The 23,501-nt window shown below is 72.8% G+C and carries 19 protein-coding genes; 7 read left to right on the forward strand and 12 right to left on the reverse strand.

Annotation, left to right across the window (positions count from 1 at the left end; all coding sequences use genetic code 11):
* Window positions 1–3 precede the first annotated feature (3 nt).
* Window positions 4–546 (reverse strand): MarR family winged helix-turn-helix transcriptional regulator, encoded by a 543-nt coding sequence (locus AKI01S_RS24420; RefSeq protein WP_067822497.1) that lies wholly within the window; start codon window positions 544–546, stop codon window positions 4–6.
* Between the two features lie 48 nt (window positions 547–594).
* Between AKI01S_RS24420 and AKI01S_RS24425 the strand changes: the two genes are divergently transcribed.
* Both AKI01S_RS24425 and proS read left to right on the forward strand, forming a co-directional pair.
* Window positions 595–1,314: an SDR family NAD(P)-dependent oxidoreductase gene (locus AKI01S_RS24425; protein WP_067822500.1), complete on the forward strand. Its 720-nt coding sequence runs from the start codon at window positions 595–597 to the stop codon at window positions 1,312–1,314.
* Window positions 1,315–1,491: 177 nt separating this feature from the next.
* Window positions 1,492–2,940, forward strand: a complete 1,449-nt coding sequence (proS, locus tag AKI01S_RS24430) for a proline--tRNA ligase (RefSeq protein WP_245681760.1) — start codon at window positions 1,492–1,494, stop codon at window positions 2,938–2,940.
* Window positions 2,941–2,992: 52 nt separating this feature from the next.
* Here the strand turns inward: proS and AKI01S_RS24435 are convergent, their stop codons facing one another.
* From AKI01S_RS24435 to AKI01S_RS24465, 7 genes are all read right to left on the reverse strand, one after another.
* Window positions 2,993–3,604, reverse strand: coding sequence for a DUF6328 family protein (locus AKI01S_RS24435; protein WP_067822506.1), 612 nt, complete (start codon window positions 3,602–3,604; stop codon window positions 2,993–2,995).
* 32 nt (window positions 3,605–3,636) lie between these two features.
* Entirely contained in the window at window positions 3,637–5,583 is a 1,947-nt protein-coding gene (locus tag AKI01S_RS24440; RefSeq protein WP_067822509.1) for a SpoIIE family protein phosphatase, read from the reverse strand.
* Window positions 5,584–5,744: 161 nt separating this feature from the next.
* A complete protein-coding gene (locus AKI01S_RS24445; protein ID WP_067822512.1) occupies window positions 5,745–6,479 on the reverse strand; it encodes an ANTAR domain-containing response regulator in 735 nt (244 codons plus the stop codon).
* A gap of 49 nt (window positions 6,480–6,528) precedes the next feature.
* Window positions 6,529–6,930, reverse strand: a complete 402-nt coding sequence (locus tag AKI01S_RS24450; RefSeq protein WP_245681761.1) for a CBS domain-containing protein — start codon at window positions 6,928–6,930, stop codon at window positions 6,529–6,531.
* 107 nt (window positions 6,931–7,037) lie between these two features.
* Complete coding sequence (locus AKI01S_RS24455) at window positions 7,038–7,424, reverse strand: SSI family serine proteinase inhibitor (RefSeq protein ID WP_067822517.1); 387 nt, start codon at window positions 7,422–7,424, stop codon at window positions 7,038–7,040.
* 127 nt (window positions 7,425–7,551) lie between these two features.
* Window positions 7,552–8,142: a sigma-70 family RNA polymerase sigma factor gene (locus tag AKI01S_RS24460; protein ID WP_067822520.1), complete on the reverse strand. Its 591-nt coding sequence runs from the start codon at window positions 8,140–8,142 to the stop codon at window positions 7,552–7,554.
* Window positions 8,143–8,787: 645 nt separating this feature from the next.
* Window positions 8,788–11,946 (reverse strand): M14 family metallopeptidase, encoded by a 3,159-nt coding sequence (locus tag AKI01S_RS24465; RefSeq protein WP_067822522.1) that lies wholly within the window; start codon window positions 11,944–11,946, stop codon window positions 8,788–8,790.
* A gap of 294 nt (window positions 11,947–12,240) precedes the next feature.
* Here AKI01S_RS24465 and AKI01S_RS24470 point away from each other — a divergent pair, with 294 nt between their 5' ends.
* From AKI01S_RS24470 to AKI01S_RS24480, 3 genes are all read left to right on the forward strand, one after another.
* Window positions 12,241–14,826 (forward strand): SpoIIE family protein phosphatase, encoded by a 2,586-nt coding sequence (locus AKI01S_RS24470; protein WP_084000190.1) that lies wholly within the window; start codon window positions 12,241–12,243, stop codon window positions 14,824–14,826.
* A gap of 115 nt (window positions 14,827–14,941) precedes the next feature.
* Window positions 14,942–15,823, forward strand: coding sequence for a hypothetical protein (locus tag AKI01S_RS24475; RefSeq protein WP_245681762.1), 882 nt, complete (start codon window positions 14,942–14,944; stop codon window positions 15,821–15,823).
* Between the two features lie 1,534 nt (window positions 15,824–17,357).
* Window positions 17,358–18,116 carry a hypothetical protein gene (locus AKI01S_RS24480; RefSeq protein ID WP_067822525.1) on the forward strand — a complete coding sequence of 253 codons (759 nt, stop codon included), beginning with the start codon at window positions 17,358–17,360 and terminating at the stop codon, window positions 18,114–18,116.
* 83 nt (window positions 18,117–18,199) lie between these two features.
* Here the strand turns inward: AKI01S_RS24480 and AKI01S_RS24485 are convergent, their stop codons facing one another.
* Window positions 18,200–18,694 carry a hypothetical protein gene (locus AKI01S_RS24485; RefSeq protein WP_067822568.1) on the reverse strand — a complete coding sequence of 165 codons (495 nt, stop codon included), beginning with the start codon at window positions 18,692–18,694 and terminating at the stop codon, window positions 18,200–18,202.
* A 414-nt stretch (window positions 18,695–19,108) separates the two neighbouring features.
* A complete protein-coding gene (locus AKI01S_RS24490) occupies window positions 19,109–20,041 on the reverse strand; it encodes an AraC family transcriptional regulator (RefSeq protein WP_067822528.1) in 933 nt (310 codons plus the stop codon).
* Window positions 20,042–20,201: 160 nt separating this feature from the next.
* On the opposite strand from AKI01S_RS24490, the gene AKI01S_RS24495 reads away from it, so the two are divergent.
* Together AKI01S_RS24495 and AKI01S_RS24500 are read left to right on the forward strand one after the other, a co-directional pair.
* Window positions 20,202–21,044 (forward strand): TIGR03619 family F420-dependent LLM class oxidoreductase, encoded by an 843-nt coding sequence (locus AKI01S_RS24495; protein WP_067822532.1) that lies wholly within the window; start codon window positions 20,202–20,204, stop codon window positions 21,042–21,044.
* A 52-nt stretch (window positions 21,045–21,096) separates the two neighbouring features.
* The gene (locus AKI01S_RS24500) at window positions 21,097–21,927 is read left to right on the forward strand and encodes an SDR family oxidoreductase (protein ID WP_067822535.1); all 831 of its coding nucleotides are present in this window, start codon (window positions 21,097–21,099) and stop codon (window positions 21,925–21,927) included.
* Between the two features lie 261 nt (window positions 21,928–22,188).
* Here the strand turns inward: AKI01S_RS24500 and AKI01S_RS24505 are convergent, their stop codons facing one another.
* Window positions 22,189–23,076 (reverse strand): hypothetical protein, encoded by an 888-nt coding sequence (locus AKI01S_RS24505; protein ID WP_067822539.1) that lies wholly within the window; start codon window positions 23,074–23,076, stop codon window positions 22,189–22,191.
* Window positions 23,077–23,182: 106 nt separating this feature from the next.
* A partial coding sequence (locus tag AKI01S_RS51785) for a hypothetical protein (RefSeq protein ID WP_218009792.1) occupies window positions 23,183–23,501 on the reverse strand: 319 nt, incomplete at its 5' end.

A 23,501-nucleotide genomic window follows, 5' to 3' on the forward strand; every position in this document is an offset into this window, starting at 1 on the left:
CGCTCAGGCGTCGCCGACCTGGCCCGGACGCGGGTCGGCGTCCAGCCGCTCGACCAGCCCGTCCAGCAGCGCGCGCAGCAGCTCGGTCAGCCGCGCGCGCTCCTCGGCGGTCAGGTGGTCCAGCAGGGAGTCCTCGTGGGCGAGCAGCTCGTCCACGGACTCCTCGATCAGCCGGTGCCCGGCGCCGGTCAGCCGGACCGCCGCGGTGCGCCCGCGCGGCCCGCGCTCGGTGGCCACCAGCCCGGCGTCCTCGGCGCGCGCGACGCGCTGGGAGACGGCCCCGGCCGTCACCATGCTCGCCCGGCGCAGCTCGCCCGGCGTCATCGCGTAGGGCGGACCGGCGCGGCGCAGCGTGGACAGCAGGTCCAGGGTGGCCGTGTCGATCCCGAGCCGCGCGAGGGTGCGCCTTCGCTCGTCGCCCAGCAGCTTGGCCGAGCGCCACACCCGCGTGATGATCCCGATCGACTCCACCGGCGTGCCCGGCCGTTCCCGCGCCCAGGCGCGCTGGATCTCGTCGACGGCGTCGGGTTTGCGTTCCTCGTTCACCCGGCCTAGCGTACAGAGAAGTTTAGACCTAAATATCAAGGAGGGGACATGACCCGCACGGCCGTGGTGACCGGAGGCGGCACGGGGATCGGACGGGCGGTCGCGGCGCTGCTCGCGGACGCCGGGCTCGACGTGGTGATCACCGGGCGGCGCGAGGGCGTGCTGGCGGAGACCGCCGCCGCCCTCGGCGTCCGCGCGGTCGCCTTCGACGCCACCGACCCGGCCCGGATCGAGGCGGCCCTGCCCGCCCTGCCCGGACGCGTGGACGTCCTGGTCAACAACGCCGGCGGCAACACCGACCGGAGCCGCCCCGCCCCGGACGGCCTGGCCGGGGTCCGGGACGCCTGGCTGGCCAACCTGGAGACCAACCTGCTCAGCGCCGTCCTGGTCACCACCGCGCTCACCCCGCGACTGGCCGACGGCGCCCGCGTGATCACCGTGGGCTCGATCGCGGGCGCCCGCGGCCCCGGGTCCTACGGCGCGGCCAAGGCGGGCGTCGTCGCCTGGACCGCCGGGCTGGCGGCCGAGCTGGGCGCCCGGGGCGTGACCGCCAACGTGGTCGCCCCCGGCCTGATCGAGGACACCGAGTTCTTCGGCGACACCCTCACCGAGGAGCGCCGCCGCTGGAACATCGACCAGACCGCCGACGGCCGCGCCGGGACGCCCGCCGAGGTCGCCGCGCTGGTCGCGTTCCTGGCCTCCCCGGAGGCGGGCCACATCACCGGCCAGACGCTCCACATCAACGGCGGCGCCTACCTGGGGCGCTAGCGGGCGGCGCCGAGCGGGCCCGGCGGCAGCCGGTGCGACGGGGCCTCCGCCTCGGCGGGGTCGTCACGGAGAGCGGGCACGTGAAGCCGGACCAGCGCGTTCGCGGACGATAACAACACCGGCACCGAACAGGTATTGCGTTATAGCCGGGTCGGCTCAGTTAGTACCCTCGTCAGCGTGAGTCGTGAAGGTGTGACGCCGCAGAGCGAAGATTTCTCAGCCTGGTACAACGAGCTGGTCGTCCAGGCCAAGCTGGTCGACCGCGGCCCGGTCCGCGGGACCATGGTCATCCGACCGTACGGGTACCGGGTCTGGGAGCTGCTCCAGGCCGACCTCGACCGGCGGATCAAGGACGCGGGCCATGACAACGCCTGCTTCCCGATGTTCATCCCCGAGTCCTACCTCAAGCGCGAGGCCGAGCACGTCGAGGGCTTCTCGCCGGAGCTGGCCGTGGTGACCGTCGCGGGCGGCAAGGAGCTGGAGGAGCCCCTGGTCGTGCGGCCGACGTCGGAGACGGTCATCGGCGAGTACATGGCCAAGTGGATCGAGTCGCACCGCGACCTGCCGCTGCTGCTCAACCAGTGGGCCAACGTGGTCCGCTGGGAGATGCGGCCCCGCATGTTCCTGCGCACCACCGAGTTCCTGTGGCAGGAGGGGCACACCGCGCACATCGACGAGGACGACGCGATGCGCGAGACCCTGTGGGCGCTGGACGCCTACGCGGGGGTGGCCCGCGAGCTGGCCGCGATGCCGGTCGTGCACGGGGAGAAGACCCCCGGCGAGCGGTTCGCCGGCGCGGTCCGCACCTACACCATCGAGGGCATGATGCGCGACGGCCGCGCCCTGCAGGCCGGGACGTCGCACTACCTGGGCACCAACTTCGCCAAGGCGTTCGAGATCCAGTACCAGGACGAGGACGGCAAGCTCCAGCTCGCCCACACCACGTCCTGGGGCATGAGCACCCGCATGATCGGCGGCGTGATCATGACGCACGGCGACGACAAGGGCCTGGTGCTGCCGCCGCGGCTGGCCCCTCACCAGGTCGTGATCGTCCCGATCGGCCGCAAGGAGCAGGGCGAGCAGGCCGCCGCCGAGGCCCGCAAGCTGGGCGCGGCGATCAAGGCCATGGGCATCCGCGTCCACGTGGACGACAAGCGCCCCAACCTGACCCCCGGCTACAAGTTCAACGAGTGGGAGATGCGGGGCGTGCCGGTCCGCATCGAGCTCGGCATGCGCGACGTCGAGAACGGCGTGGCCACCCTGGCCCGCCGCCTGCCCACGGTCGAGGGCCAGGGCAAGGAGCAGATCCCGCTGGAGAAGGTGCCGGAGCTGCTGCCGGGCATCCTGGCCGACTTCCAGTCGTTCCTGCTGGCCCGCGCCGAGGCGTTCCGCGAGGAGAACACCGCCGAGACCGACTCCTGGGACGCGTTCGCCGGGCAGGTGTCGGGCGGCTGGGCGAAGGCGTTCCACTGCGGGCGCGCCGAGTGCGAGGACGAGATCAAGGCCGACACCGCCGCCACGCCCCGGGTCATCCCGGCCGAGGCCCCCGAGGAGACCGGCACGTGCGTCAAGTGCGACCGGCCCTCCGCCTACGGCAAGCGCGTGATCTTCGGTAAGTCCTACTAGGAGCCGACCCGAAAAGCCCGCGGGACCGCCAGGTCCCGCGGGCTTTCGCGCGTCAGCGGACGTCCGCGCCCCCGCGGCTCAGCGGATGCTCGACGGCCTCGGCCTCGTCGGCCCGCTCGTCCTCGCGCTCGGCCTCCCGCTCGGTCTCCCGGCCCTCGCGCCCGTCGCCGTCGTCGTCGGGACGGCCCGCGCGGGCGACGGCCCGGCGGGTCAGCAGCGGCTGCACGAACCAGGCCCAGGACGCCAGCAGCCCCACGACCGCCGCCGTCGCGACCGTCGCCCAGCCGTCGGTGAGCGTCTGCACGATCAGCGTGGTCGCCGCCGTGATCGAGATCGCCAGGGCCAGCGCCGCCGCGATCCCGAACCGGTTGGCCCGGCGGATCAGCAGCGGCTTCTGCCCGGCCTGGAACAGGATGCGGTGCTGGATCGCCGGGGCGATGAAGCAGATCGACGCGACCGCGGCCCCGAACAGGGCGATGTAGAACAGCACCACCCCGGTGTCGTCCACGGTGTGGAACCGCGCGGCGTACGGCAGCGTCAGCAGGAAGGCGAACAGGACCTGCACGCCCGTCACCGCCACCCGGAACCCCTGCAGCAGCTCCATGAGCTGCCGGTCGCGACGTTCCTGCTCGGTCTCGTTGCGGCGGTTTTTGGGCGTGGTCATAACCGCCGAATACCCCACAAAAAGCGCGATAATCAGCTCAGGGACGGCGGGAGGACGCGCAGGGCCAGCATCGACACGTCGTCGCGCAGGTCCCCGTCGCAGTAGTCCAGCAGCGCCCGCTCCACCGCGTCGATCATCGCCTCGACCGGCTCGGTGGCGTGCGCGGCCAGGATCTCCATCAGCCGTTCCTGCCCGAACTCCTGCCGCACCGGGTCGCACGCCTCCAGCACCCCGTCGGAGTGCAGGAACAGCGTGTCGCCCGGCCCGAGGTCCACGGTGTCCAGCCCGGCGTCGAAGTCCTCGAACAGGCCCAGCGGCACGCCGCCGCGCGAGGTGGTCCGGATCACCCCGTCGGCGCGGACCACGATCGCCGGGGGGTGCCCGGCGATGCCCAGCGCCGCGGTGACGCCCTCGCCCTTGGGCCGCACCGTCGCCAGCACGGCGGTGACGAACCGGTCCTCCTCCAGCAGGGAGTCGTTGACCAGCGCCAGCACCTCCTCGGGCGTCGGCTTCCAGCGCGACACCAGCCGCACCCCGTGCCGGGCGGTGGCGGTGACCGCCGCCGCGTCCTCGCCCTTGCCGCACACGTCGCCGAGCACCAGGCCCCAGCCGTCCATCGTGCGGAACACGTCGTAGAAGTCGCCGCCGACCTCGCCGCCGTGCGTGGCGGCCATGTACTTGCCCGCCAGCGCCACGCCGGGGATCGACGGCAGCGTCTTGGGCAGCAGGCTGGCCTGCAACGAGTCGGCGACCTCGGCGCGCCGCCGGTACAGCCGGGCGGCGCGGATCACCAGCGCCAGCTGGCGTCCCAGGCGCTGCACCACGGCCAGGTCCATCAGGTCGAACGGGCCGTGCTCGCCGCTGCCGGTCAGCGTGATCGTGCCGAGGCAGCGCTCGCCGTCCTCGATCGGCACGCACAGCAGCGACGTCGCGCCGATGCGGGCGCAGACGGGCTGGCCGTCGGAGCACACGCCGAGCTGGTTCAGGTCCTCCACGTGCGGGTGGACCGCGCTCTGCCGGGTCCGCCAGACGGTGTACGGAAGGGTGTCCTCGCCGGGCTCCAGCGCCTCCAGGGCGCGGGCGGACTCGTGGACGCGCTCGTCGTCGTCGGCCGGGCCCATCACCACGACGCGGCGCAGCGTCTCCACGCCGGTGGAGCGGCGTTCGGCGGGCAGCGCGCCGACCGCGCCGACGTGGCCGTTCTCGGTGAGGTCGATGATCGCCCAGTCGGCGAGCTCGGCGGCCAGCAGCCGGGCGCAGCGGCGGATCGCGACGGTCTCGTTGAAGACCGGCTCGTCCAGCAGCAGCTCGCCCGCCGTGGCCAGCACGTCCATCCGGTGCACGATCGTCGCGACGGCCTCGTCGTCCACCGGCGCGGTCTCGGCGGCCTGGACGGGCGTGCGGTCGTCGTCGACGGGGGTGGTGGTCGGCCCGGCCGCGACGATCACCATGGGGTCGGGCTCGCCGCGGATCCACACCCGCACCATCGTGACGACCGCGTCGACCGGGTGCTCGCGGCCCAGGAACCGCACCGCGACCCGCTGCCGCCGCCCGGTCCGCACCGCCGCCGCCAGGTGGGAGCGCAGCGCGGCCCGCGTCGCCAGGTCGCAGAAGGCCGCGAACTGCTTGCCCGACACATAGCCCGAGGAGGTGCCCAGCAGCGCCGCCGCCTGCCGGTTGACCCGCCGCACACCGGCGTCGCGGTCCAGCAGGAACATCGGCACCGGAGCGTCCTGGAACACCGTGCGCAGCACCCGGCGCTCGCTCTCGGCCACCGCCGAGCCGCCCGCCGTGTCCACCTGGTCGGTGCCGAGGGTGTGCAGCGCCGCCACCGCCAGCTCCAGCTCCATCAGGGCGGCGTCGAGGGTGGCCCGCAGGTCCGGCCGCGGGAGGTTGGCGGCCTGGCGCAGCTCGGCGATCCGGCTCTCCAGATCGGTGATCTCGCGCAGGACGGTCTCAGGTTCGAGCTGTTCCGGCATGAAGCTCTCCCTGGTCTCGTCGGTCGGCACGGGATGTGCCCTGCGTTCGCCCACCGCGCCTGGCGGCCGGGCGTCGGTGCACGGTGCGCAGCCTATTCCCGAAGCGTCGGGGTGGCCTAGTTCGTCCCGGTGAACGCACTGGTCACGATTCAGGATCGGCCTCAGAGGAGGCCCTGATCACTGACGATGCGCTGGGCCAGTGCGGTCAGTTTCACATGGCGGGTCTGTGAGATACGGCGCATCTCCGCGAACGCCTGGTCGGCGTCGCAGCCCAGCGCGTGCATCAGGATGCCCTTGGCCTGGTCCACGACCGCACGGGACTCCACCGCCTCCTGGAGCTGGACGGCGGTGCGGTGCACCTGACCGTACTGGAGAGAGTTGGACACCGCGGCGCTGCCCTGCGCCAGCAGCAGCGACGCCAGGGCCTGCTGGCCGGGCGCCAGGCACTTGGGCGTCACCCCGTACAGCGTCAGCGTCACCAGCACCGGGCGGTTGACGTGCGGGGTGGTGGAGAAGCACCGCACGCCGCGCCGCAGCATGTCGGGCATGGTCTCCGGCCAGCGCGTCTCGGCGAGGATGTCGTCGCTGGCGACCGGGCGGCGGCCGGTCACCACATCGAAGATCGGCCCGCTGCCGCGGGCCAGCTGCCGGTCGACGATGTCGGCCAGGTCGGGATGGCTGGCGGCCGAGGCGAGCGGCTCGGGGCGTTCGGCGGGGTCGTCGGTGCGCGGCAGCGCCCAGCGCACGGCGGAGGCGCCCGCGCAGCCCGGAACGGCCCGGGTCGCCAGCTCGGCGGTCCGGTGCAACGTTCCCACGTCGGAGGACTCGCCGACCATTCCCAGTCGCGCGATCTCCACGGCGAGCTGGTCGGTCAGGACGGCGTCGGTGGTCGGCACACCATCGACGTTAGCCGGTGGAAGGGGTGCTGCGTACCGCCACCCCCGCTCACAGGCCCGGCGGGGCCTTGCTGATCTCCGGCAGCGGCCCCGGCCCGTCCAGCCCGGCCAGCATCAGGTCACCGGCCGTCACGATCCCGATCGGCCGGTGGCCCCCGTCCACCACCGGCAGCCGCCGCACCGCGTGCTCGCGCATCAGCCGCACGGCGGTGTCGGTGTCGTCGTCGGGCCCCAGCACGGCCAGCTCGGCGGTGCACACCTCGGCGAGCGAGGTGAACACGGTGTTGCGGCGCTCGGCGACCGCCCGCACCACGATGTCGCGGTCGGTGACCATGCCGCACAGCCGTTCGCCGTCGGTGACCAGGACGTCCCCTATCCCCTTGTCCCGCATGACCCGGGCGGCCTCGTAGAGCGTCGCGTGCAGGGGCAGGGCCTGGGGTTCAGAGGTCATGACGTCGCCGACTCTCCGTACCATGTCCGCTCCCGTTTGACCGTGCCCGAACGCGCTGGTTCCGCCCGTCTACCCGGCGTGCGGGCCCCTATTCAGCGATGGGCGGGTCAGAACGTGAAGACGGTGCCGGTGTAGGCCCGCAGGGCGCACTGGTTGGGGTACTCCCTCCGGAACATGACCGGCCTGCCGCGCCACGTCCCCTCGGCCTCGGCGACCACCGGCGCGTACTCCAGCGTGCAGACCGTGGGGAAGGGCTCCGCCCGCTCGAACCTCCCGCCCGAGCGGGCCAGCTCGGCACAGGCCCGGGCGGCGGCGGGGTGCCCGCCGCGCGGCGGCTCGCAGAACAGCACGACGCTGCGGGCGGCGGAGGTGTCGGATTCCGGGAAGGTCAGCGTGAGCCGGACCACGGTGGGGCCGGGGGCGGCGACGGCGGGGACGGCGGGGGCGAGCGCGAACGCGGCCCCGGCGAGAACGGAGGCGACCAGATGCGGCATGCGACTCAACGTAGCGAATCGACTACACCGTGTTCCAGCTTAACAAGACGGGCGATCCCGCGATCACGGGGCAACCGCGGGACCGGTCTCACGGCCGCCCGGAAGGAGCGGGACCGGGCGGCCGGGCTCAGGCGGCCAGCTCGTGGGCCATGCGAGGGCGGTGGTCGGCGAGGGCCTCGCGCAGCTGCTTGCGGCCCCGGTGCAGCCGGGACATCACCGTGCCGATGGGGGTGCCCATCATCTCGGCGATCTCCTTGTAGGCGTAGCCCTCGACGTCGGCCAGGTAGACCGCGTCGCGGAAGTCCGCGGGCAGGGCGTTCAGCGCGGCCACGACCCGCTGGTCCGGGATGCGGTCCAGCGCCTCGGACTCGGCGGACCGGAACCCGGCCGAGTGCGCCTCGGCCTGCGCGATCTGCCACTCCTCCAGCTCCTCCGAGCCCGCGCGCTGCGGCTCGCGCTGCTTCTTGCGGTAGCCGTTGATGAAGTTGTTGGTCAGGATGCGGTGCAGCCAGGCCTTGAGGTTGGTGCCCTCCTGGAACTGGTGGAAGTTGGAGTACGCCTTGATCAGCGTCTCCTGCACCAGGTCCTCGGCGTCGGCGCTGTTGCGGGTCATCCGCACCGCGCTGGCGTACAGCGGGTCCACGAACGGCAGGACGTCGCGCTCGTAGCGGTCGTTCTCGGCGGCCGGTCGGGCCTTGGGCATGGTGACAGCGGTCATCGTCGTCGCTCCCCGTGGTCGTCGTGATCATCGCGCGCGTCGGGGCGCGCGCGGACCGGGCGGACGTGCCGCCCCCCGTGCAGGGGTACGTTCCACCGTTCCCGACGGGTTCGGGGCCGTCGCATGACGCGGACGGACACGACTTCTCGTCGTGTTCCGCGTCGCGACCGGACATCCCGGGCCGGGGGGTTGTGCTCGGCCTCGCGTGGAGGGTGGGCCGAGGGTGAGCGCGGGACCGGCCGCCGCCAGGGCGACCCCGGATGTCCGGGACGTCGCGGGCCAGGCTCGGTCGGGCGCTTCCACGCAGTGGTGGCGTTCCCGATAGGTAAGACGATTGGAACGCGCTAAAGGGTTGCGTGACGTCCGTCACAACCCGGCGCGTCGATTTTGGATCACGGCATATCCCCAGGTAAAAGGCCGGATCGAGAAAACGACCTCGGCCCCGCACGCGAGCGCGTCCGGAGGCTGAGGCCGGGATCGAAGCCGAAGGCGAGATCCCGGCGGAAGATCGCGAAGCGATGCAGCGCTCGCCCGCTTTTCGGTCAGCCCCGGAGCCCCCAGGGCGGAGGGGATGGGCCGAAAGGCCATAAATACAGCCGAAGGCCCGGCCGGTGGAGGCGGCCGGGCCTTCGGGGTCGGGAACGATCAGTCGAGCAGGTACCTGATCGATCTGGTCATCAGCGCGCGCTGGTCGGCGTGCGTCGCGGCCTGCTCGATGCCGAAGCCGAGCATGACCGAGTCGCGCGTGGCCACCGCCGCGGCCGTGCGGTACTGGGCCTGGGAGCGGACGAACTCCACCCCGTTGCCTGGGCTGCCGGTCGGCGCGCCCTGGATCTGCCAGGGACCGAGACCGGTCTCGAAGCCCTCGGCGTCCAGGGTGCCGCCGGTGGTGGTGACCCTGGTGTCGTCGATCGTCAGGCCCGAGCCGCCGGAGCCGGGGTCGCTGACGTAGGCGAACGACACCTCGACCTTCTTGCCCGCGTAGGCCGACAGGTCGAACGCGACCGGCGTCCAGCCGGTGGAGACCCCGGTGAACGAGTTCCACGCGCCGGTGGTGCCGGTGTTACGGCACGGGTTGCCCTGGGTCAGGTAGTGCAGCAGGAACGGGTGCGTCTGGGTGAAGTAGCCCGCCTCGCACTCGGCCGGCACGTTGGTGGAGGTGCGGCCGTTCTTGTCCGGCAGCGTCGTCCAGTCGTCGGCGCCGGCGGTGTGGGCCTCCAGCAGGACGTGGTCGAAGCCGCTCTCCGTGCTGTAGTTGATCTTCGCCTGGAGGGTCGGCGCCTGCGCCGCCGTCACGTTGGTCAGGTCGATCGTGCGGGTCAGCCTCCGGTACAGGTTGTCGCGGTGCGGCCCGGAGACGAACCAGCTGCCCTCGATCGGCTCGAACTGGCCCGCCGCGTCCTTGTAGGTGCCGGCCGACCAGCTCCTGAACTGCGGGAACCGGTCGGGCGGGAGCTGGTCGGACGTCACCAGCATGCCGCCCGCCTCGTTGATCTTGTTGGTGGCGGTCCCGGCCAGCGCCGCGTCGGTGCCGCTGTAGGGGCGCCCGCTCCCGTTGAACCGGGTCGGCGCGCCGACCGACTGCCGTTCGTAGGACCCCAGCCAGTACTGGAGGAAGTCGTCCGACAGCAGCTCGCAGTCGTCGCGGAAGCTGGCGGTGATCACACACGGCCGTTCGGGGTGCCCCTTGGCGCCGTAGTAGATGCCGCCGCCGTTGGCGAAGGCGAGCGGGCCGTTGTATCCGGTGGTCTCACCGGTGTAGAGCAGCTTGCCGCCCTCGTTCAGGTAGGACCGCACCGACAGGAGCAGGTCCTTGGCGCGGTCGGCGACCTGGGAGTCGGGGAAGTTGCCCGCGTAGGTGCGCACGGGGTCGTCGGCGGCGTCCTGGGTCAGCCGGTTGTCGCCCAGGTACCACACGACGCCCTTGAAGTGCTTGAGCACTCCGAGGTCGTGCGGGGCGCCGTCCTTGTCGATGTCCCAGACCGTGGCACGGTGCCCGGCTTCGCGGACCAGCTTGACGTACTGGTCGGCGTAGCGCGGGGCGTTGGTGCCGGGCGGATAGGTCGGGTTGATGCCCTTGTAGTCCTCGTCGGCGATGACCAGCACGTCGGCCTTGTTCGCGGACCGCACCGTGTAGGTGAAGTGCTCGCTGTCGACGCGCTTGCCCTTCTTGAATCCGCTGAACCACGCCTCGACCCGGTCGCCGGGTCTCTGGCCGCGGACCTTGCCGCGGAACTCGGCGAAGTAGGTGTCGTTGTCCCTGCCGTAGCGCTCGCCGCCGCGCCACTCGCGGACGATGTCGCGCCGGACCTTCCCGCCGTTGACCCGGTAGTTGAGGTGCTTGGCGGCGAGGGAGCGACGGATCCAGGCGGCGACCTCCTGGGTCCCGCCCATCGAGACGCCGAACTTGTCGACCTTGAAGTCCGGCACGGACCGGCCGACCGGCGAGACCGGGTGGTCGGGCGTGTGCGCCGACTTGCCGACCGAGATCGCGTAGTTCAGGTTCTTGCCGAACTCGAAGTTGATCAGCTTCTCGTCGTCGGGGAAGCCGAAGATGCTGCCCGGGTCGGTGGCGCAGCGCTCGGGCGTCCACTCGTCGTTGGGGTCGTACCCCGCGGCGGTCGCGCAGGTCGCCATCTCGGGCGTCTGCGCCAGCGCGTGGTGGTGGTTCTCGGCCTCGCCGTCGGTGTCGCCGTTGGTGGTGTAGAGCTGCGCCCCGAGCTGCGGGACGTAGCCGGGCACGGCGGGACGGTCGATGTCACCGACGATCGCCTCGTGGACCAGGTCGTCGGGGCTGGGCGTGAGGGCCTGCCAGCCGACGCCGTACAGCAGCAGCTGGGCCGCCGAGTGCCAGTTGATGAGGTACTTCGGCTTGAGCCGCTTGTACAGGTTGATCTGCGCGCGGGTCTCCGGCTCGGAGGCCGGGCCGGGGCCGCGGTAGGTCTGGCTGGTGGGCTGGGGGCTGGAGCCCTCGTTGTCGTAGCCCCACTTGTAGGGGAAGTTGCGGTTGAGGTCGACGCCGTCGGCGGAGGTGATCTGGCCGTCGCCGTTGTTGTCGCGGACGTTCTTGCGCCACAGGCGGAAGCCGGGCTGGAACGTCAGGTCGTAGCCGTCGACGTTGACCACCGGCAGGAACCACAGGTCCGTGGTGTCCACGATCTTCGTCAGGTCGGCGTTCCTGCCGTAGCCGTTGACGTAGTGGTGCAGCAGCCGGCGCACCATCTCCGGCGTGATCCACTCCCGGGCGTGCTGGGTGGCCTGGTAGACCACGGCGGGCCGCCGCCCGTCCTTCAGCTTGGACACGTCCTTGCTGACCCGGATCGCGGTGATCGGCTGGCCCTGCACGGAGGTGCCGATCGTCACCGCCTGGGCGATGTTCGGGTGGTCGGCGGCGACCTTGAGGATCTCCTCGCGGATGTTGCCGGGCCCGCTGTAGGGGCGGAAGACCTTCGGCGCGGCCTTGGCCCGCACCTGGGACTCCTTCTGGGCGGTGAGCCGGAGGCCCTTCCCGGCCAGCTCCTTCGCCTGGGAACTGTTGAGGATCACCTGGACACGGGTGGTGCCCTTCTTGGATCCCTTGGTGGTCTTGAGATCTTCGTGGTCGATGCCGACGGACCGGAGCTGTTTGAGCTCCGCCGCGCCGAGGTCGCCGGAGTAGACCCGCGGGCCTGCCTCCGGTGCGGGGGTCGGTGGAGCGGCGTTCGCGGGGATCGCCTGCGACATTCCGATCAGGAGCGTCGCGGCGGCCAGCACGCTCGCCGCCCGGCGGCCGTGCTGCGGCCGTCGGAGGAACCTGCGTGTCATCGCGCCTCCAGGGCGTGGATCACTACGGGGGCTGCGTGATCGTCTGCCTGGGGGTAAGAGGGTGTCAATGCGGCATTAGTGCCTCTTGCCGCTTGTGGACATAGTTGCGGGTATGTGTAACAAAAGTCGGCTCGACGGCGCTGGGCATGGGCGGTTCGCTCGGCGACGCCGGTCCGCTGCTGATTCAGGCCACTTCGTCAGACCGCCAGCGTTTTGGCCTCACGCGAGGTAACGTCCTCTTTACTGCGGGTTGTCGGGGGCATTACTTCGCAACCGCCCAGGGGAGGGGTCCGCGTGATCATCGCTGGTGGTGAGCCGAGGGCATCGGCGCAGCACACGGGGGAGCGGCGTACCGGAACGGGGCCGCGCGACCGGGCGCGCGAGGGCCGCGACGGCGAGGCGAACGACGACGGGGCGTGCGCGCCGCGCCTGCTGGAACAGCACCTGCTCGGCGTGGCCCGGATGGGCGTGATCGCCCTCGACGGGCACGGCCGCATCACCCACTGGAACCACGCCGCGTCCGACCTGTTCGGGCTGGACCGCGAGCAGGCCGTCGGCCGTTCGCTGACCACGCTGCTGCGCGTCCCGCAGGAGCACCGCGCCGCGTTCGAGCCCGGAGGGTTCGGGCACGTGTGGTGCGGCGGCTGCTTCGTGCCGCGCGTCGACGACGGCGAGCTCGCCGAGGTCGCCTGGTGGGTGTACCCCATCGACCGCGACATCGACGGGGACGGGGCCTCCGAACGTTCACCGTCGGCGATCCGCGTCCTGGCCGTGGCCGCCGACCTGCGGCGGCTCCGCGACGAGGGACCCGGCCTCGGCATGGGCGACGTGCTGATGGTGTCCCCGGCGGACGGGCCGCTGCCCGCCGTCACCGGGCTGCGGCTGCTGCGCGTCGAGCCCACCCTGGTCCCGATCACCGAACGCGACGCGTCCCGGCTGGGGCGGCGGCTGGCCGAGCTGCTGCCGCTGATGGGCCCCGCCGCCACCGAGCACGTCACCGCGCGGGTGCTGGCCATGGGCTACCCCGCCGTCAACCTCAGCGTCACCGTGCGGCTGCCGGTCGTCCCCTACTGGGGCGGCATGCCGCGCGCCCTGCGGCTGCGGCCCCGGGCCGCCGTGCCGAACGGTCCCCGACACGACGCCGGACACGTTCCGGCGACACTCCGACCGCGCCCACGAGAGGGATTGGAGACGATGGCCGTGCGGGAGCGGTTCACCTTCCTGGGCGAGGCCGGAGAGCAGATCGGCAGCTCGCTGGACCATCTGCAGGCGGCGCGGAAACTGGCGGAGGTCATGGTGCCGCGGCTCGCCGACTACGCCGTGGTCGAGCTGCTGGAGCGGGTCGCCTCCGCCGAGATCGACCATCCGTCCGGGCCGGTCGCCGAGGACGCCCCGCTGCGCCGGATCGCGGTCGTCCACGACGACGAGCCGGGCCGCTGGGCCGACACCCTGCCCGAGGGGGAGATCACCCGGATCCCGCCCGACACCCCGTGCCTGCGGGTGCTGGAGACCGGCCTCGGCGTCCACATCCCGCGCGTCACCCCGGAACGGGCCGCGGAGATCTGCGCGTCCTACACCGACCGCGACCTGCGGCCGTTGATCACCGGCCGGGCGCTGCTGATCCTGCCGCTGGTCGCGCGCGGCCAGGTCCTCGGGCTGTGCAAGCTGATGCGCCGCCCCGGGCGGCCCGGCTACGACGAGCTCGACCTGACCATGATCGAGGAGCTGGTGCGCCGCGCCGCGCTGTGCGTGGACAACGGGCGGCTGTACCGGCGCGAGGCGCAGGCCGTGCAGCGCCTCCAGCGCAGCATGCTGCCCGACGACCCGCCGGAGGTCCCCGGCGCGCGGGTGTGCTTCCGGTACCGGCCCGCCGGGCAGGCCGCGCAGGTCGGCGGCGACTGGTTCGACGCGATCCCGCTGCCGGGCTGCCGCCTCGGCATCGTCGTCGGCGACGTGATGGGCCACGGCCTCACCTCCGCCGCGATCATGGGGCAGCTGCGTACGGCCGTGCGGACCCTCGCCGCCCAGGACCTGCGCCCCGACCAGCTGCTGCACCAGCTCGACACGCTGACCCGGCGGCTCGGCGAGGACTACCTGGCCACCTGCCTGTACGCGGTGTACGACCCGGTCGCGCGGACCTGCCAGCTCGCCAACGCCGGGCACCTGCCGCCGGTGCTGGTGTCGGCGGGCGGGGACAGCCGGGTGCTGCCGGTGCCGTCCGGCGTCCCGATCGGGGTGGGCGGGGAGCCGTTCGAGACCGTCGAGGTCCCCGTCGAGGACGGCGCGCAGCTCGTGCTGTGCACCGACGGGCTCGTGGAGCGCCGCGACCGCGACATCGACCAGGGCATGGAGGCGCTGCGCGGGCAGCTGGCCGGGGCCGCGCCGTCGCTGGAACGCACCTGCGACGCGGTGCTGGAGACGCTCGGCCCGGCCGCTCCGGTGGACGACATCGCGCTGGTCGCGGTGGGGTGCGACGGCGTTCCGGCGGAGGACGTCGCCGTGTGGCCGGACCTGCCCGCCAAGCCCAGCATGGTGCGGCAGGCCCGCGCGCAGGCCGCCGGGCAACTGGCGCGCTGGGGGCTGTCCGACCTCTCCGACACGGTGGAGCTGCTGGTCAGCGAGCTGGTCACGAACGCGCTGGTGCACGGCGCGGGCCAGATCGGGATGCGGCTGATCCGCGGCGGGGCGCTGCTGTGCGAGGTGTCCGACGACGGGCACGAGCTGCCGCACCTGTGCCGGGCCGGCAACACCGACGAGTCGGGGCGCGGCCTGCAACTCGTGAGCGTGCTGGCCACCCGGTGGGGGACGCACCGCACGGACCGGGGGAAGGTCGTGTGGTTCGAACACGCCCTGCCGAGAGAGCCGTCCAGGTGTCAATGACGGCGTTGGTAGGAAATTGTCCCCTTTGCGACAGATCATTTTCGGTGTCCCCTTCCGGTCTGATCGTTAGTGTCAGACGGGTTCCGACGAGCCCTGCCGGGCGGGGGATGCGAGTTTGGGTGACACTCTGACGCTGCCGGTTCCGGAGGCGCTGTACGGCACGTACGCCGTGGCGTTCGCCGACCCTCCGGCCGACCCGAGGGAGGAGGCCCGCCAGCGGGTGACGCGACGGATCGCGCCGCCGCTGCGGGACCTGGTCCTCGGCATGCTCGCCAGCCCGATGCTGACGCTGGACCTGCGCCCGGCCGGGGAGTTCCCGCCGCTGCCCACGGACCTGCTGGCGCTGTACGGCGCGTCGCCGGTGGACCTGGCCGCCGTGACCGGCGCCACGCACCTGCTGGCGGTCCGCGCCGCCTACCGTCCGGGCTGGCCGCCCGCCCACGAGTGGGCCGCGCGGGCGGTCGCGTTCGCGGTGGCCGAGGGCGCGCCGGTCATCGACGTGTTCACGCCGCAGATCCTGACCCCCGACCGCCTGGCGGACTCACTTCCCGGTCCCGACGGTGAGATCCGGCTGACCGACTGGATGCTGCTGCCGCACACGGCGGGGCCGCAGGGGTTCTGGTTCACGACGAAGGGGCTGGCCAGGTTCGGGCTGCCCGAACTCCAGACCGAACACGTGCCGCCCGCGCTGGTCGAGCCATGGGGCAGGCTGCTGAACGGGCTGGCGCGGCGCGTCCTCGACCTGTGGCTGGACGAGCTGCCCGCGGGCGGGCAGATCCCCCTGATGATCGACCTGCCCGAGCTGGTCTCGGTGGGGCTCCAGGACGTGGCGGCGGCGCAGGGCGTCACGGAGCCGATGCGCCGGGAGGTCACGGTACGCCTGCGACTGGACGCGGTCGGCGGGGAACAGGTGCTCACCGTCCTGACGGCGGAGGACGGCCCGACCCGGCTGGAGACGCTGTGCGCGGCGCTGTTCGGGACGCCCGGGGTGCGCTGACCTGCTCTCCTTGCCGACCCCCGCCACCGCGACGCAGGATCGGGGTGTGAGATTCGGTCCCCGCGACAGCCCCCGCCCCGCCGAGGAACCCGACGACGAGCCCTCGATCGAGTCCCCGGTCGTCCCTCCGGAGCCCGGGGACGTCCACGTGGCGGGTCGCACCCCGCGCCGCCCGAGAGGCCGCCCCCGGCCGACGGCTCCGGACCCGGTGGGGGGATCGGCGGACTGGACCCACGTTCCGCCCCCGGAGGCGGCCGCGCGGACGCCGGGCTCGTGGTGGTCGGACCCGGACCCGGACCCGGCCCCGGCCCCGGACACGCCGGTGGTGGAACAGGCGGCGGCCCCGAACGTCGAGCCGCAGGGGATCCCCCCGGCCCAGCCGTTCACCCAGCCGCCCCCCGAGGAGAGGGCCGAACGCCCGCAGGGGATGCCCCGTCCACCGGAGATAGGCCGCCCCCACGTTCCGGAACGAACCCAGGTTTTCAAACGCCCGCCCAACATCGGCCGCCCTCACACCGCACAGCGCCCCGAAGGCGCAGCGAACGAGGAGGAATGGCGCACACCGTCAACCACGGACCTTCCTGAGACCGGCGAAAGCCCATCACGAAATGTGGAGCCCCCGGATTCCGCTGACCGGCCTGCCACGCCGGAGGGGCGACTGCCGTCGGCCGATCCTCTGCGAGGCACGGAGAAGAGTCCGTCGTGGGACGGGGAGTCCTCGGGCCCCGCTGACCGTCCCGCCGCGCCGGATGAGCGCCCGCCGCTGTTCGGCGGGCCACTCACCACGGCGGTGTCGCGGCCCCGGGACGGGGGCGAGAGCCCGTCACAGGGTGTGGAGCCTCCCGGCCCAGCCGACCCATCCGCCGCGCCAGGCGAGCCCAAACGGCCGCGCGTGGCCGAAGGCGAGCAGACGGCGCCAAGCGAGGAGACACGCCCGCCGTCACCCGCGGAACGTCCCAGCTTCGGCACCCCACTTCCCGGAACGGTCACCGACACGGACACCCACGCGGCGACGTCGAGCGAAGCAGAGTGGCGCACACCGGTGGGGGAACGCCCTGACCTGGGTGCCGCATCGGAGGGCCTGCGTGAGGCGAACGACCAGGCGGCAGCGGGTGAGACGGAGTGGCGTACGCCGCCGGTGGAGCCTCCTGGCTTGGGTGCTGCGTCCCCTGGGGAAGCCGTCCAGAGGCCGGAGGGCCTGCGTGGAGCGGGTGATCGGGCGGCGGGTGAGGTGCAGTGGCGTACGCCGCCGGGGGAACGCCCTGGCTTGGGTGCCGCGTCCCCTGGGGTGGACGAACGGGCGTCTTCGGCCGTGGGAGGCAGTCACGATCTCGATGTTCCGCGTTCGCCAACGGTGGGGGAGGGCTCCGTCGGGGATGAATGGCGTGTGATGGGGAATTCGGAGTCCCTGGTCGATGAGGGCCGGGCTCTGGACGCCCCTCGTGAAGGGGACGGGGGCGGAGCGCCGCTCACCACGGGGCCCGCGCAGACATCGGAACGAAAGGATGAACGGTCCGAAGGGAGGCGGGCGGGGGTGCCCACGCGAGGGCTGGCCAAGGAGCCGCCGTCGGAGGCCGGAGACGCCGAACGCCGCAGGGCACAGGTGGACGCGTTCGTGGCCGAGTTCGTCGGGAGCGCGACGTGGAAGGCGACGCTCGCCGTGCTGGAGTCGGCGTTCCCCGGTCTGGGGATGGCGTCCACGTTCTCGCGGCGCACCGAGGAGGTGTGGCGGGCGATCGGCGGGCTCGACCGGGGGAGCGCGCACAGGCTCGGGCTCCCGGTGTGGGCCGACGGGGCGGGCATGGTGTTCGACCTCAGCGCCCACCGCCGTCCGGGCGTCGCGGGACGGATCGCCCGGCCGCGCGCCTCGCGGCCCTACGCGGGCGCGTACGTGATCGACACGCTGGACCCGTTGCGGTACCACCGGGCGGTCGGCGGGCCGCAGGGCCCGCAGGACGGACCCCGGCCGCAGGTGCAGGCGCTGGAGGAGGACGACACCGGCGTGGTGATCGTCGCCGATCTCACGACGGCGGGCGTGCGGGTGCTCGACTCGGTGGCGCTGTGGCGGTTCGCGGGGCGCATCGTGACGGCGACGCTGCACGATCCGCGACGGCCCGACACGCGCGTGCGGACGCGCCGGGCGCTGCGGGCGTTGCGTCGCGTGGTGTTCGTCGACCCCCGGCTGGGCCTCGGCGTGTGCCTGCAGATCGACGCCGCGCGCACGCCCCGCTGCCTGCTGGCGTTCGCCGTCGACCGAACGGAACAGGGAGCCCCCCGCTTCGTCCGCGCCTGACGCGTGTTCCACAGTGGGCCCCGGCCACGCACGCGAGCGGCCAGGCAAGTGCCCTGGGCCAGGGCTTTGAAGCGCGGCACGGCCTAACGCCGGTGCCGCCGGTGGTGGTTCACGGTGACGGCGGCCAGCAGCGGCGCCCACGCCACCAGCGGCAGGTACACGAAGCCCACCAGCAGGTGACCGGTCTCCGTCATCGCCGCGTCCGGCACCGCCCACCAGAACAGGAACGGCGTCCACAGCGCCGCCAGCACCACCGCGCCCGTCCCCGCGAGGGCGGTCGTGACGCGGGGGCTGAACAGGCGCCAGTCGCGCACCAGGACCAACGTCAGGAGCGCCGCCGCCTCCGTCAGCACGCTCAGCAGCACCAGCCAGGCGGGCCCCTCCCACCCGTCGCCCCGGATCCCCCGGAGCCCGGCCTCGGTGTACCCGAGCGGCAACCCGCAGGCCACCCCGATCCGCCACAGGGCGGCGGGGAGGGTCGTCAACGTCACCGCGTGCGCGGCCAGCACCGCCCAGCGCGGAGCGGCGGGGACGGGACGCGGAGCGGTCGGGACGGTCGGAGCAACGGGAAGCGCCATGCCCATGATCTTGTCGGCCGCTGGGCTCCCGTCCCTCCCGCTCCGGGGTTGATCGCCTCCCCCGCGTGGGGGAACTCGGCTGGGGCTCTGCCTCTACAACCCCGGCGGGGCTCTGCACCCACACCCCCTCTTGGGGCCTCGCCCCTTGCGCCCGGTCACCATCAGCGCCAACGGCCGCCCCATCCGTTGGCGCGGCAGCGACGAACTAGCCGCACCCACTTTGACGACAGAACCTAGGGAGGCCAAGGAAGGCCGAAGGAGCCATGGGCAGGTCGGCGAGGGTTTCTTGATGATCCCTAGCCGGGAGGTCATGGGGCTGGACGGGGTGATCGGCGGTCGCGTGTAGGCCCGCGATGAGGCGTGGAAACGCGGGTGTTCGTTTTGGTACTCGTCGACCCTCGACATGTTCCAGGGTCAGGCGCGGGCCGTTGCGCGGCGGTAGCGGCCCGGGGCGATGCCGTGCTCGCGGGAGAAGGCGCGTGAGAAGGCGAACTCGGAGGTGTAGCCGACGGCTTGGGCGATGTCGCCGACCAGGTCGTCGGTGTCGCGCAGCAGCCGGGCGGCCAGGTCAATGCGCAGCCTGGCCAGGTAGGCCAGCGGGGGCTGGCCCACCAGTTCCTTGAACCGGCGCGCGAACGCCGGTCGTGACATCGCCACCGTGTGCGCCAGGCTCTCCACCGTCCACGGTCGCCGCGGCTCGGCGTGCATCAGCGACAAGGCGGTTCCGATGCGCGGGTCGCGCAGGGCCGTCAGCCAGGACGGCCGCCCCTCGGCCGCCTCGGGCAGCTCCAGCCAGGCCCGCACCACCTGCACGAACAGCACCTCCGTCAGCCGCGCGGCCACCGCGCGCGCCCCGGGCCGTCCACCGGCCGTCTCGGCGGCCAGCAGTCGGATGACGCCCTGCAGCTCCGGATCGGCGCTCATCCCCGGCACGTGGATCACCTCGGGCAGCGCCGACAGCACCGGATGCCCCGCCACGTCGCCGTCGTAGGCGAACTTGCCGCACACCACCCGGACCGTCGGCCCGTCGCCGCCGAGATCCACCACCCCGCCGCGCCCCGGCGGATGGGCGGCCTCCAGTTCCGCGTACGGCACGGCCTGCTGCTCGGGCGTCCCGGCGAGCTGGTGCGGCCTGCCGCGCGGCAGCAGCACCACGTCCCCCGACACCAGCTGCAACGGCGGCGCGTCGTCGGTGCGCAGCCAGCACGCGCCCTCGGCGATCAGGTGGAAGCCGGCGGTGTCCAGCCGGTCCAGCGCGCATCCCCAGCCCGCGCCCCCGGAACGCAGTTGGGCGAGCAGCACGCCCCTGAATCCGGTGGTGGCCAGCACATCGGCGAGTACGTCCATGCTCGTACTCTACGGCTGACATGCCTCAGGCGCTGAGTGAGTGAGACGTTCGAGCAAAAAGCTGAGCTTTCGCGTCATGGAACGTCTCTCTTGTCGTCCATAGATTTAAAGCACGCAAGCGGGGCGGCCCGGAGCCGCCTCGGCACCGAGGGACGGAACCATGAAGCTAGGCATCGCCATGTTCCCCGCGGACTTCGCGATCCGCCCGGACGAACTGGCGCGGGCGGTGGAGGAGCGCGGCTTCGAGTCGCTGTTCCTGCCCGAGCACACGCACCTGCCCGCGACCGAACGCACCCGTGCCGAGGTCGGCGACCTGCCCGCGCACTTCGCCCGCACCCACGACCTGTTCGTGGCGCTCGGCCACGCCGCGGCCGCCACCCGCGAACTGCTGGTGGCCAGCGGGATCTGCCTGCTCGCCCAGCGCGACCCGATCGTCACGGCCAAGGCGGTGGCGAGCCTGGACGCGCTGTCGGGCGGCCGCGTGCTGTTCGGCGTGGGCGCCGGTTGGATCACTGAGGAGGTCGCCAACCACGGCGTCGCCCCGGAGCGTCGCTGGGCCGTGCTGGCCGAACGGGTCAAGGCGATGCGCGCGATCTGGGCCGACGAGATCGCCGAGTTCCACGGCGCGCACGTGGACTTCGGCCCGCTGTGGTCCTGGCCCAAGCCGCACCGCCGTTCCGGCCCGCCGGTCCTGGTCGGCGGATCCGGCCCCCACGTCCTCCGCCGCGTGCTCGACTTCGGTGACGAGTGGATGCCGCACGCCGGTATGCCCATGGCCGAGTTGTCGGCCCGCATCACCGCGCTGCGCGCGGCGGCCCGCGACGCCGGACGCGCCCGGGTTCCCGTCACCGTCTTCGGCGCCGACGCGGACGCGGCCGCGCTGGAGGACCTGCACGAGACCGGGGTGGACCGGGCGGTGCTGTACGCGCCCCCGGCCGACGCCGCCACCGTGCACCGTTTCCTGGACGCGGCGGCCCCCTTGGTCGCCAGGTTCCAGCACTGATCGGCGACCGCCGATCCCACTGATGGATCAACCATTGAAGGCGGGAAGTATCATGAGCAAAGTCTGGTTCGTCACCGGTTCGTCGCGCGGTTTCGGCCGACGGTTCGTCGAGGCCGCGCTGTCGCGGGGAGACCGGGTGGCGGCGACCGCCCGCGACGTCGGTTCGCTCGCCGACCTGGCCGAACGCCACGGCGACGCCGTGCTGGCGCTGGAGCTGGACGTGACCGACCGGGAGGCGGTCTTCGCGAACGTCCGGCGGGCCGAGGAGCACTTCGGACGGCTCGACGTGGTCGTGAACAACGCCGGTTACGGCCTGTTCGGCGCCGTGGAGGAGCTGAGCGAACAGGCGCTGCGCGACCAGTTGGAGACCAACCTGTTCGGCGCTTTGTGGGTCACCCAGGCGGCACTGCCGTACCTGCGCGAGCAGGGCGCCGGGCACATCGTGCAGATCTCCTCCACCGGCGGCGTCGCCGCCTGGCCGCTGGTCGGTGGCTACCACGCCTCCAAGTGGGCGCTGGAGGGGCTGAGCGAGTCGCTGGCCCAGGAGGTCGCCGGGCTGGGAATCAAGGTCACTCTGGTGGAGCCCGGCGCCTACGCCACCGACTGGGGCGGCACTTCGGCCGTCCACTCCGCGCCCAACCCGGTGTACGACGGGGTACGCGAGGGCCTCACCGCCTTCATGAGCACCCTGGACTTCGGCGACCCGTCCGCCGCCGGACAGGCACTGCTGGAGATCGTGGACGCCGAGAACCCGCCGCTGCGCGTCTTCTTCGGCACCCAGGGCGACCAGATGCTTCCGCAGCTCTACGCCGACCGCCTCAAGACCTGGTCCGACTGGCGGCACGTCGCCGTCCGCGCCCAGGGTGAACCCGCCCTGACCTGACCGTTCCCGGCGATCGCTGACAGACGAGGGGGCCCGGCCATGCGGCCGGGCCCCCTCGGGCGTACAGCCGTCAGGCGGGCGCTGGTGCGCAGGCCCTTACCGGTCTCGCGGAGGATCGGCAGAACGATGACCACGATCAGCGCCGAGGTCGGTCCGTCCGCCGAGCGGGGCGACGGCCTCCCCACCCGCTATGAGCAAGACCGCCGAGTCCTGCCAGGCCGCCGATCACCCTGGCCGCCCATGGCCAGAGCTTTGTACGACCTAGGCGTCCGTGCGGAGCCAGGTCAGGTCGCACTGCACGTCCTCGGGCAGCTCTCGCAGGTGGGCCGCCAGCTCCCATGGCTCGCCCGGGGCCTCGTCGGACTCCGTCAGGAGCCCGCACAGCAGGGCGTTCGGGGTTCGTACCACCGTGAACGGGCCCAGCCGCGCCACGCCTCCGCCCCGTAGGCTCGCCATCTCGTTCAGCAGGGCCGCCAGCGCCGTCGGGTCCTGCGGGTCGTACAGCCCCCGCACGTACGCGAACAGCTCCTCGCCCAGCGCGTCCGGTCGTCGGCCCGACAGCTGGTAGGCGGTGCCCCAGTACCCTCCGTTCGCGGCCTGTGCGGTGCGCTGGTCGCGGATCCGGACGTGCAGCCCGTATTCGGAGACGCAGCGTTCGAACGCCTCCGTCAGCAGGGCCTCCGCCTCGCCCTCCTCGCTGAGCAGCAGGCCCGGGGCGACGCCCTCCTGCCGGGCGAGCCGGTCCAGCATCTCCTGCTGGAGTTCGGCGACGTTGTTCTCCAGCACGTCCAGGGAACGTGCCAGAGCGCGCTGCGCCTCGTGGTCGAAGTCCAGCGCGGTCAGTTCCCCCGCGAGCCCGCCGATCTCCTGCTCCAGGCGTTCGACGCGGTCACCGAGCGATTCCACCCGGTCCAGGACCTGCCGGGTCTCGTCCGGGAGGGCGTCCTCGGCCGGGGGCTCGGCGGGCTGCTCGTCGGGTCCGGTGACCTCCGCCCGCAGCGCCTCGTGCCGCCTGGCGAGCTCGGCGACCTGCGTGCGCAGCTCGCGCAACTCCGCCTGCGCGCGCGGGAGCCGCTTGTCGAAGGCCAGGAACAGCTCGCGTCCGGCTACCGCCAGGCACACAAGGACCAGGGCGATGGTCGTCGTCATGGGACTCCTCGGGGGGTGGCCGCCTGCCACCTCCGACCCTAACCATCGCCGGGGCGATTGACCGAGACGGCGGCGGATGTCGTCCGAAAAGCCCTGACTTGTCGAGTCAGCCGAACAGGCCGCCCAGCAGTCCGCCCAGCGCCTCGGCGATTCCGCCCGCGACCTCGCCCGCCACGTCGGCGGCGGCGCCGGAGGCGGCCTCGCCGAAGCCGTTGGCGGCGGCGTCGGCCATCCAGCCCCCGGCGTTCTCGGCGACGTAGCCCCCGACCTGCTCGCCCACGTACCCGCGGACCTGGTCGCCCGCGAAGCCCATGGCGGCGTTGGCGGCCTGCCCGACGAACTGCTCGCCCGCCTGCGCCACCGGGTTCACCCCGAACGCGCCCGCGGCGGCCACGCCCGCGACCCCGGCCGCGGCGACGCCGCCG

The organism is Actinomadura kijaniata NBRC 14229, from assembly GCF_001552175.1.
Classification (GTDB): Bacteria; Actinomycetota; Actinomycetes; order Streptosporangiales; family Streptosporangiaceae; genus Spirillospora; species Spirillospora kijaniata.

Excerpts from the sequence above, each read along its gene's own strand:
- AKI01S_RS24460 (WP_067822520.1), bottom strand. The coding sequence starts at position 8,142 with ATGACCGCTGTCACCATGCCCAAGGCCCGACCGGCCGCCGAGAACGAC.
- AKI01S_RS24455 (WP_067822517.1), bottom strand. The coding sequence starts at position 7,424 with ATGCCGCATCTGGTCGCCTCCGTTCTCGCCGGGGCCGCGTTCGCGCTC.
- AKI01S_RS24450 (WP_245681761.1), bottom strand. The coding sequence starts at position 6,930 with ATGACCTCTGAACCCCAGGCCCTGCCCCTGCACGCGACGCTCTACGAG.
- AKI01S_RS24485 (WP_067822568.1), bottom strand. The coding sequence starts at position 18,694 with ATGGCGCTTCCCGTTGCTCCGACCGTCCCGACCGCTCCGCGTCCCGTC.
- AKI01S_RS24500 (WP_067822535.1), top strand. The coding sequence starts at position 21,097 with ATGAGCAAAGTCTGGTTCGTCACCGGTTCGTCGCGCGGTTTCGGCCGA.
- AKI01S_RS24425 (WP_067822500.1), top strand. The coding sequence starts at position 595 with ATGACCCGCACGGCCGTGGTGACCGGAGGCGGCACGGGGATCGGACGG.
- AKI01S_RS24440 (WP_067822509.1), bottom strand. The coding sequence starts at position 5,583 with ATGCCGGAACAGCTCGAACCTGAGACCGTCCTGCGCGAGATCACCGAT.
- AKI01S_RS24505 (WP_067822539.1), bottom strand. The coding sequence starts at position 23,076 with ATGACGACGACCATCGCCCTGGTCCTTGTGTGCCTGGCGGTAGCCGGA.
- AKI01S_RS24465 (WP_067822522.1), bottom strand. The coding sequence starts at position 11,946 with ATGACACGCAGGTTCCTCCGACGGCCGCAGCACGGCCGCCGGGCGGCG.
- AKI01S_RS24490 (WP_067822528.1), bottom strand. The coding sequence starts at position 20,041 with ATGGACGTACTCGCCGATGTGCTGGCCACCACCGGATTCAGGGGCGTG.
- AKI01S_RS24435 (WP_067822506.1), bottom strand. The coding sequence starts at position 3,604 with ATGACCACGCCCAAAAACCGCCGCAACGAGACCGAGCAGGAACGTCGC.
- AKI01S_RS24495 (WP_067822532.1), top strand. The coding sequence starts at position 20,202 with ATGAAGCTAGGCATCGCCATGTTCCCCGCGGACTTCGCGATCCGCCCG.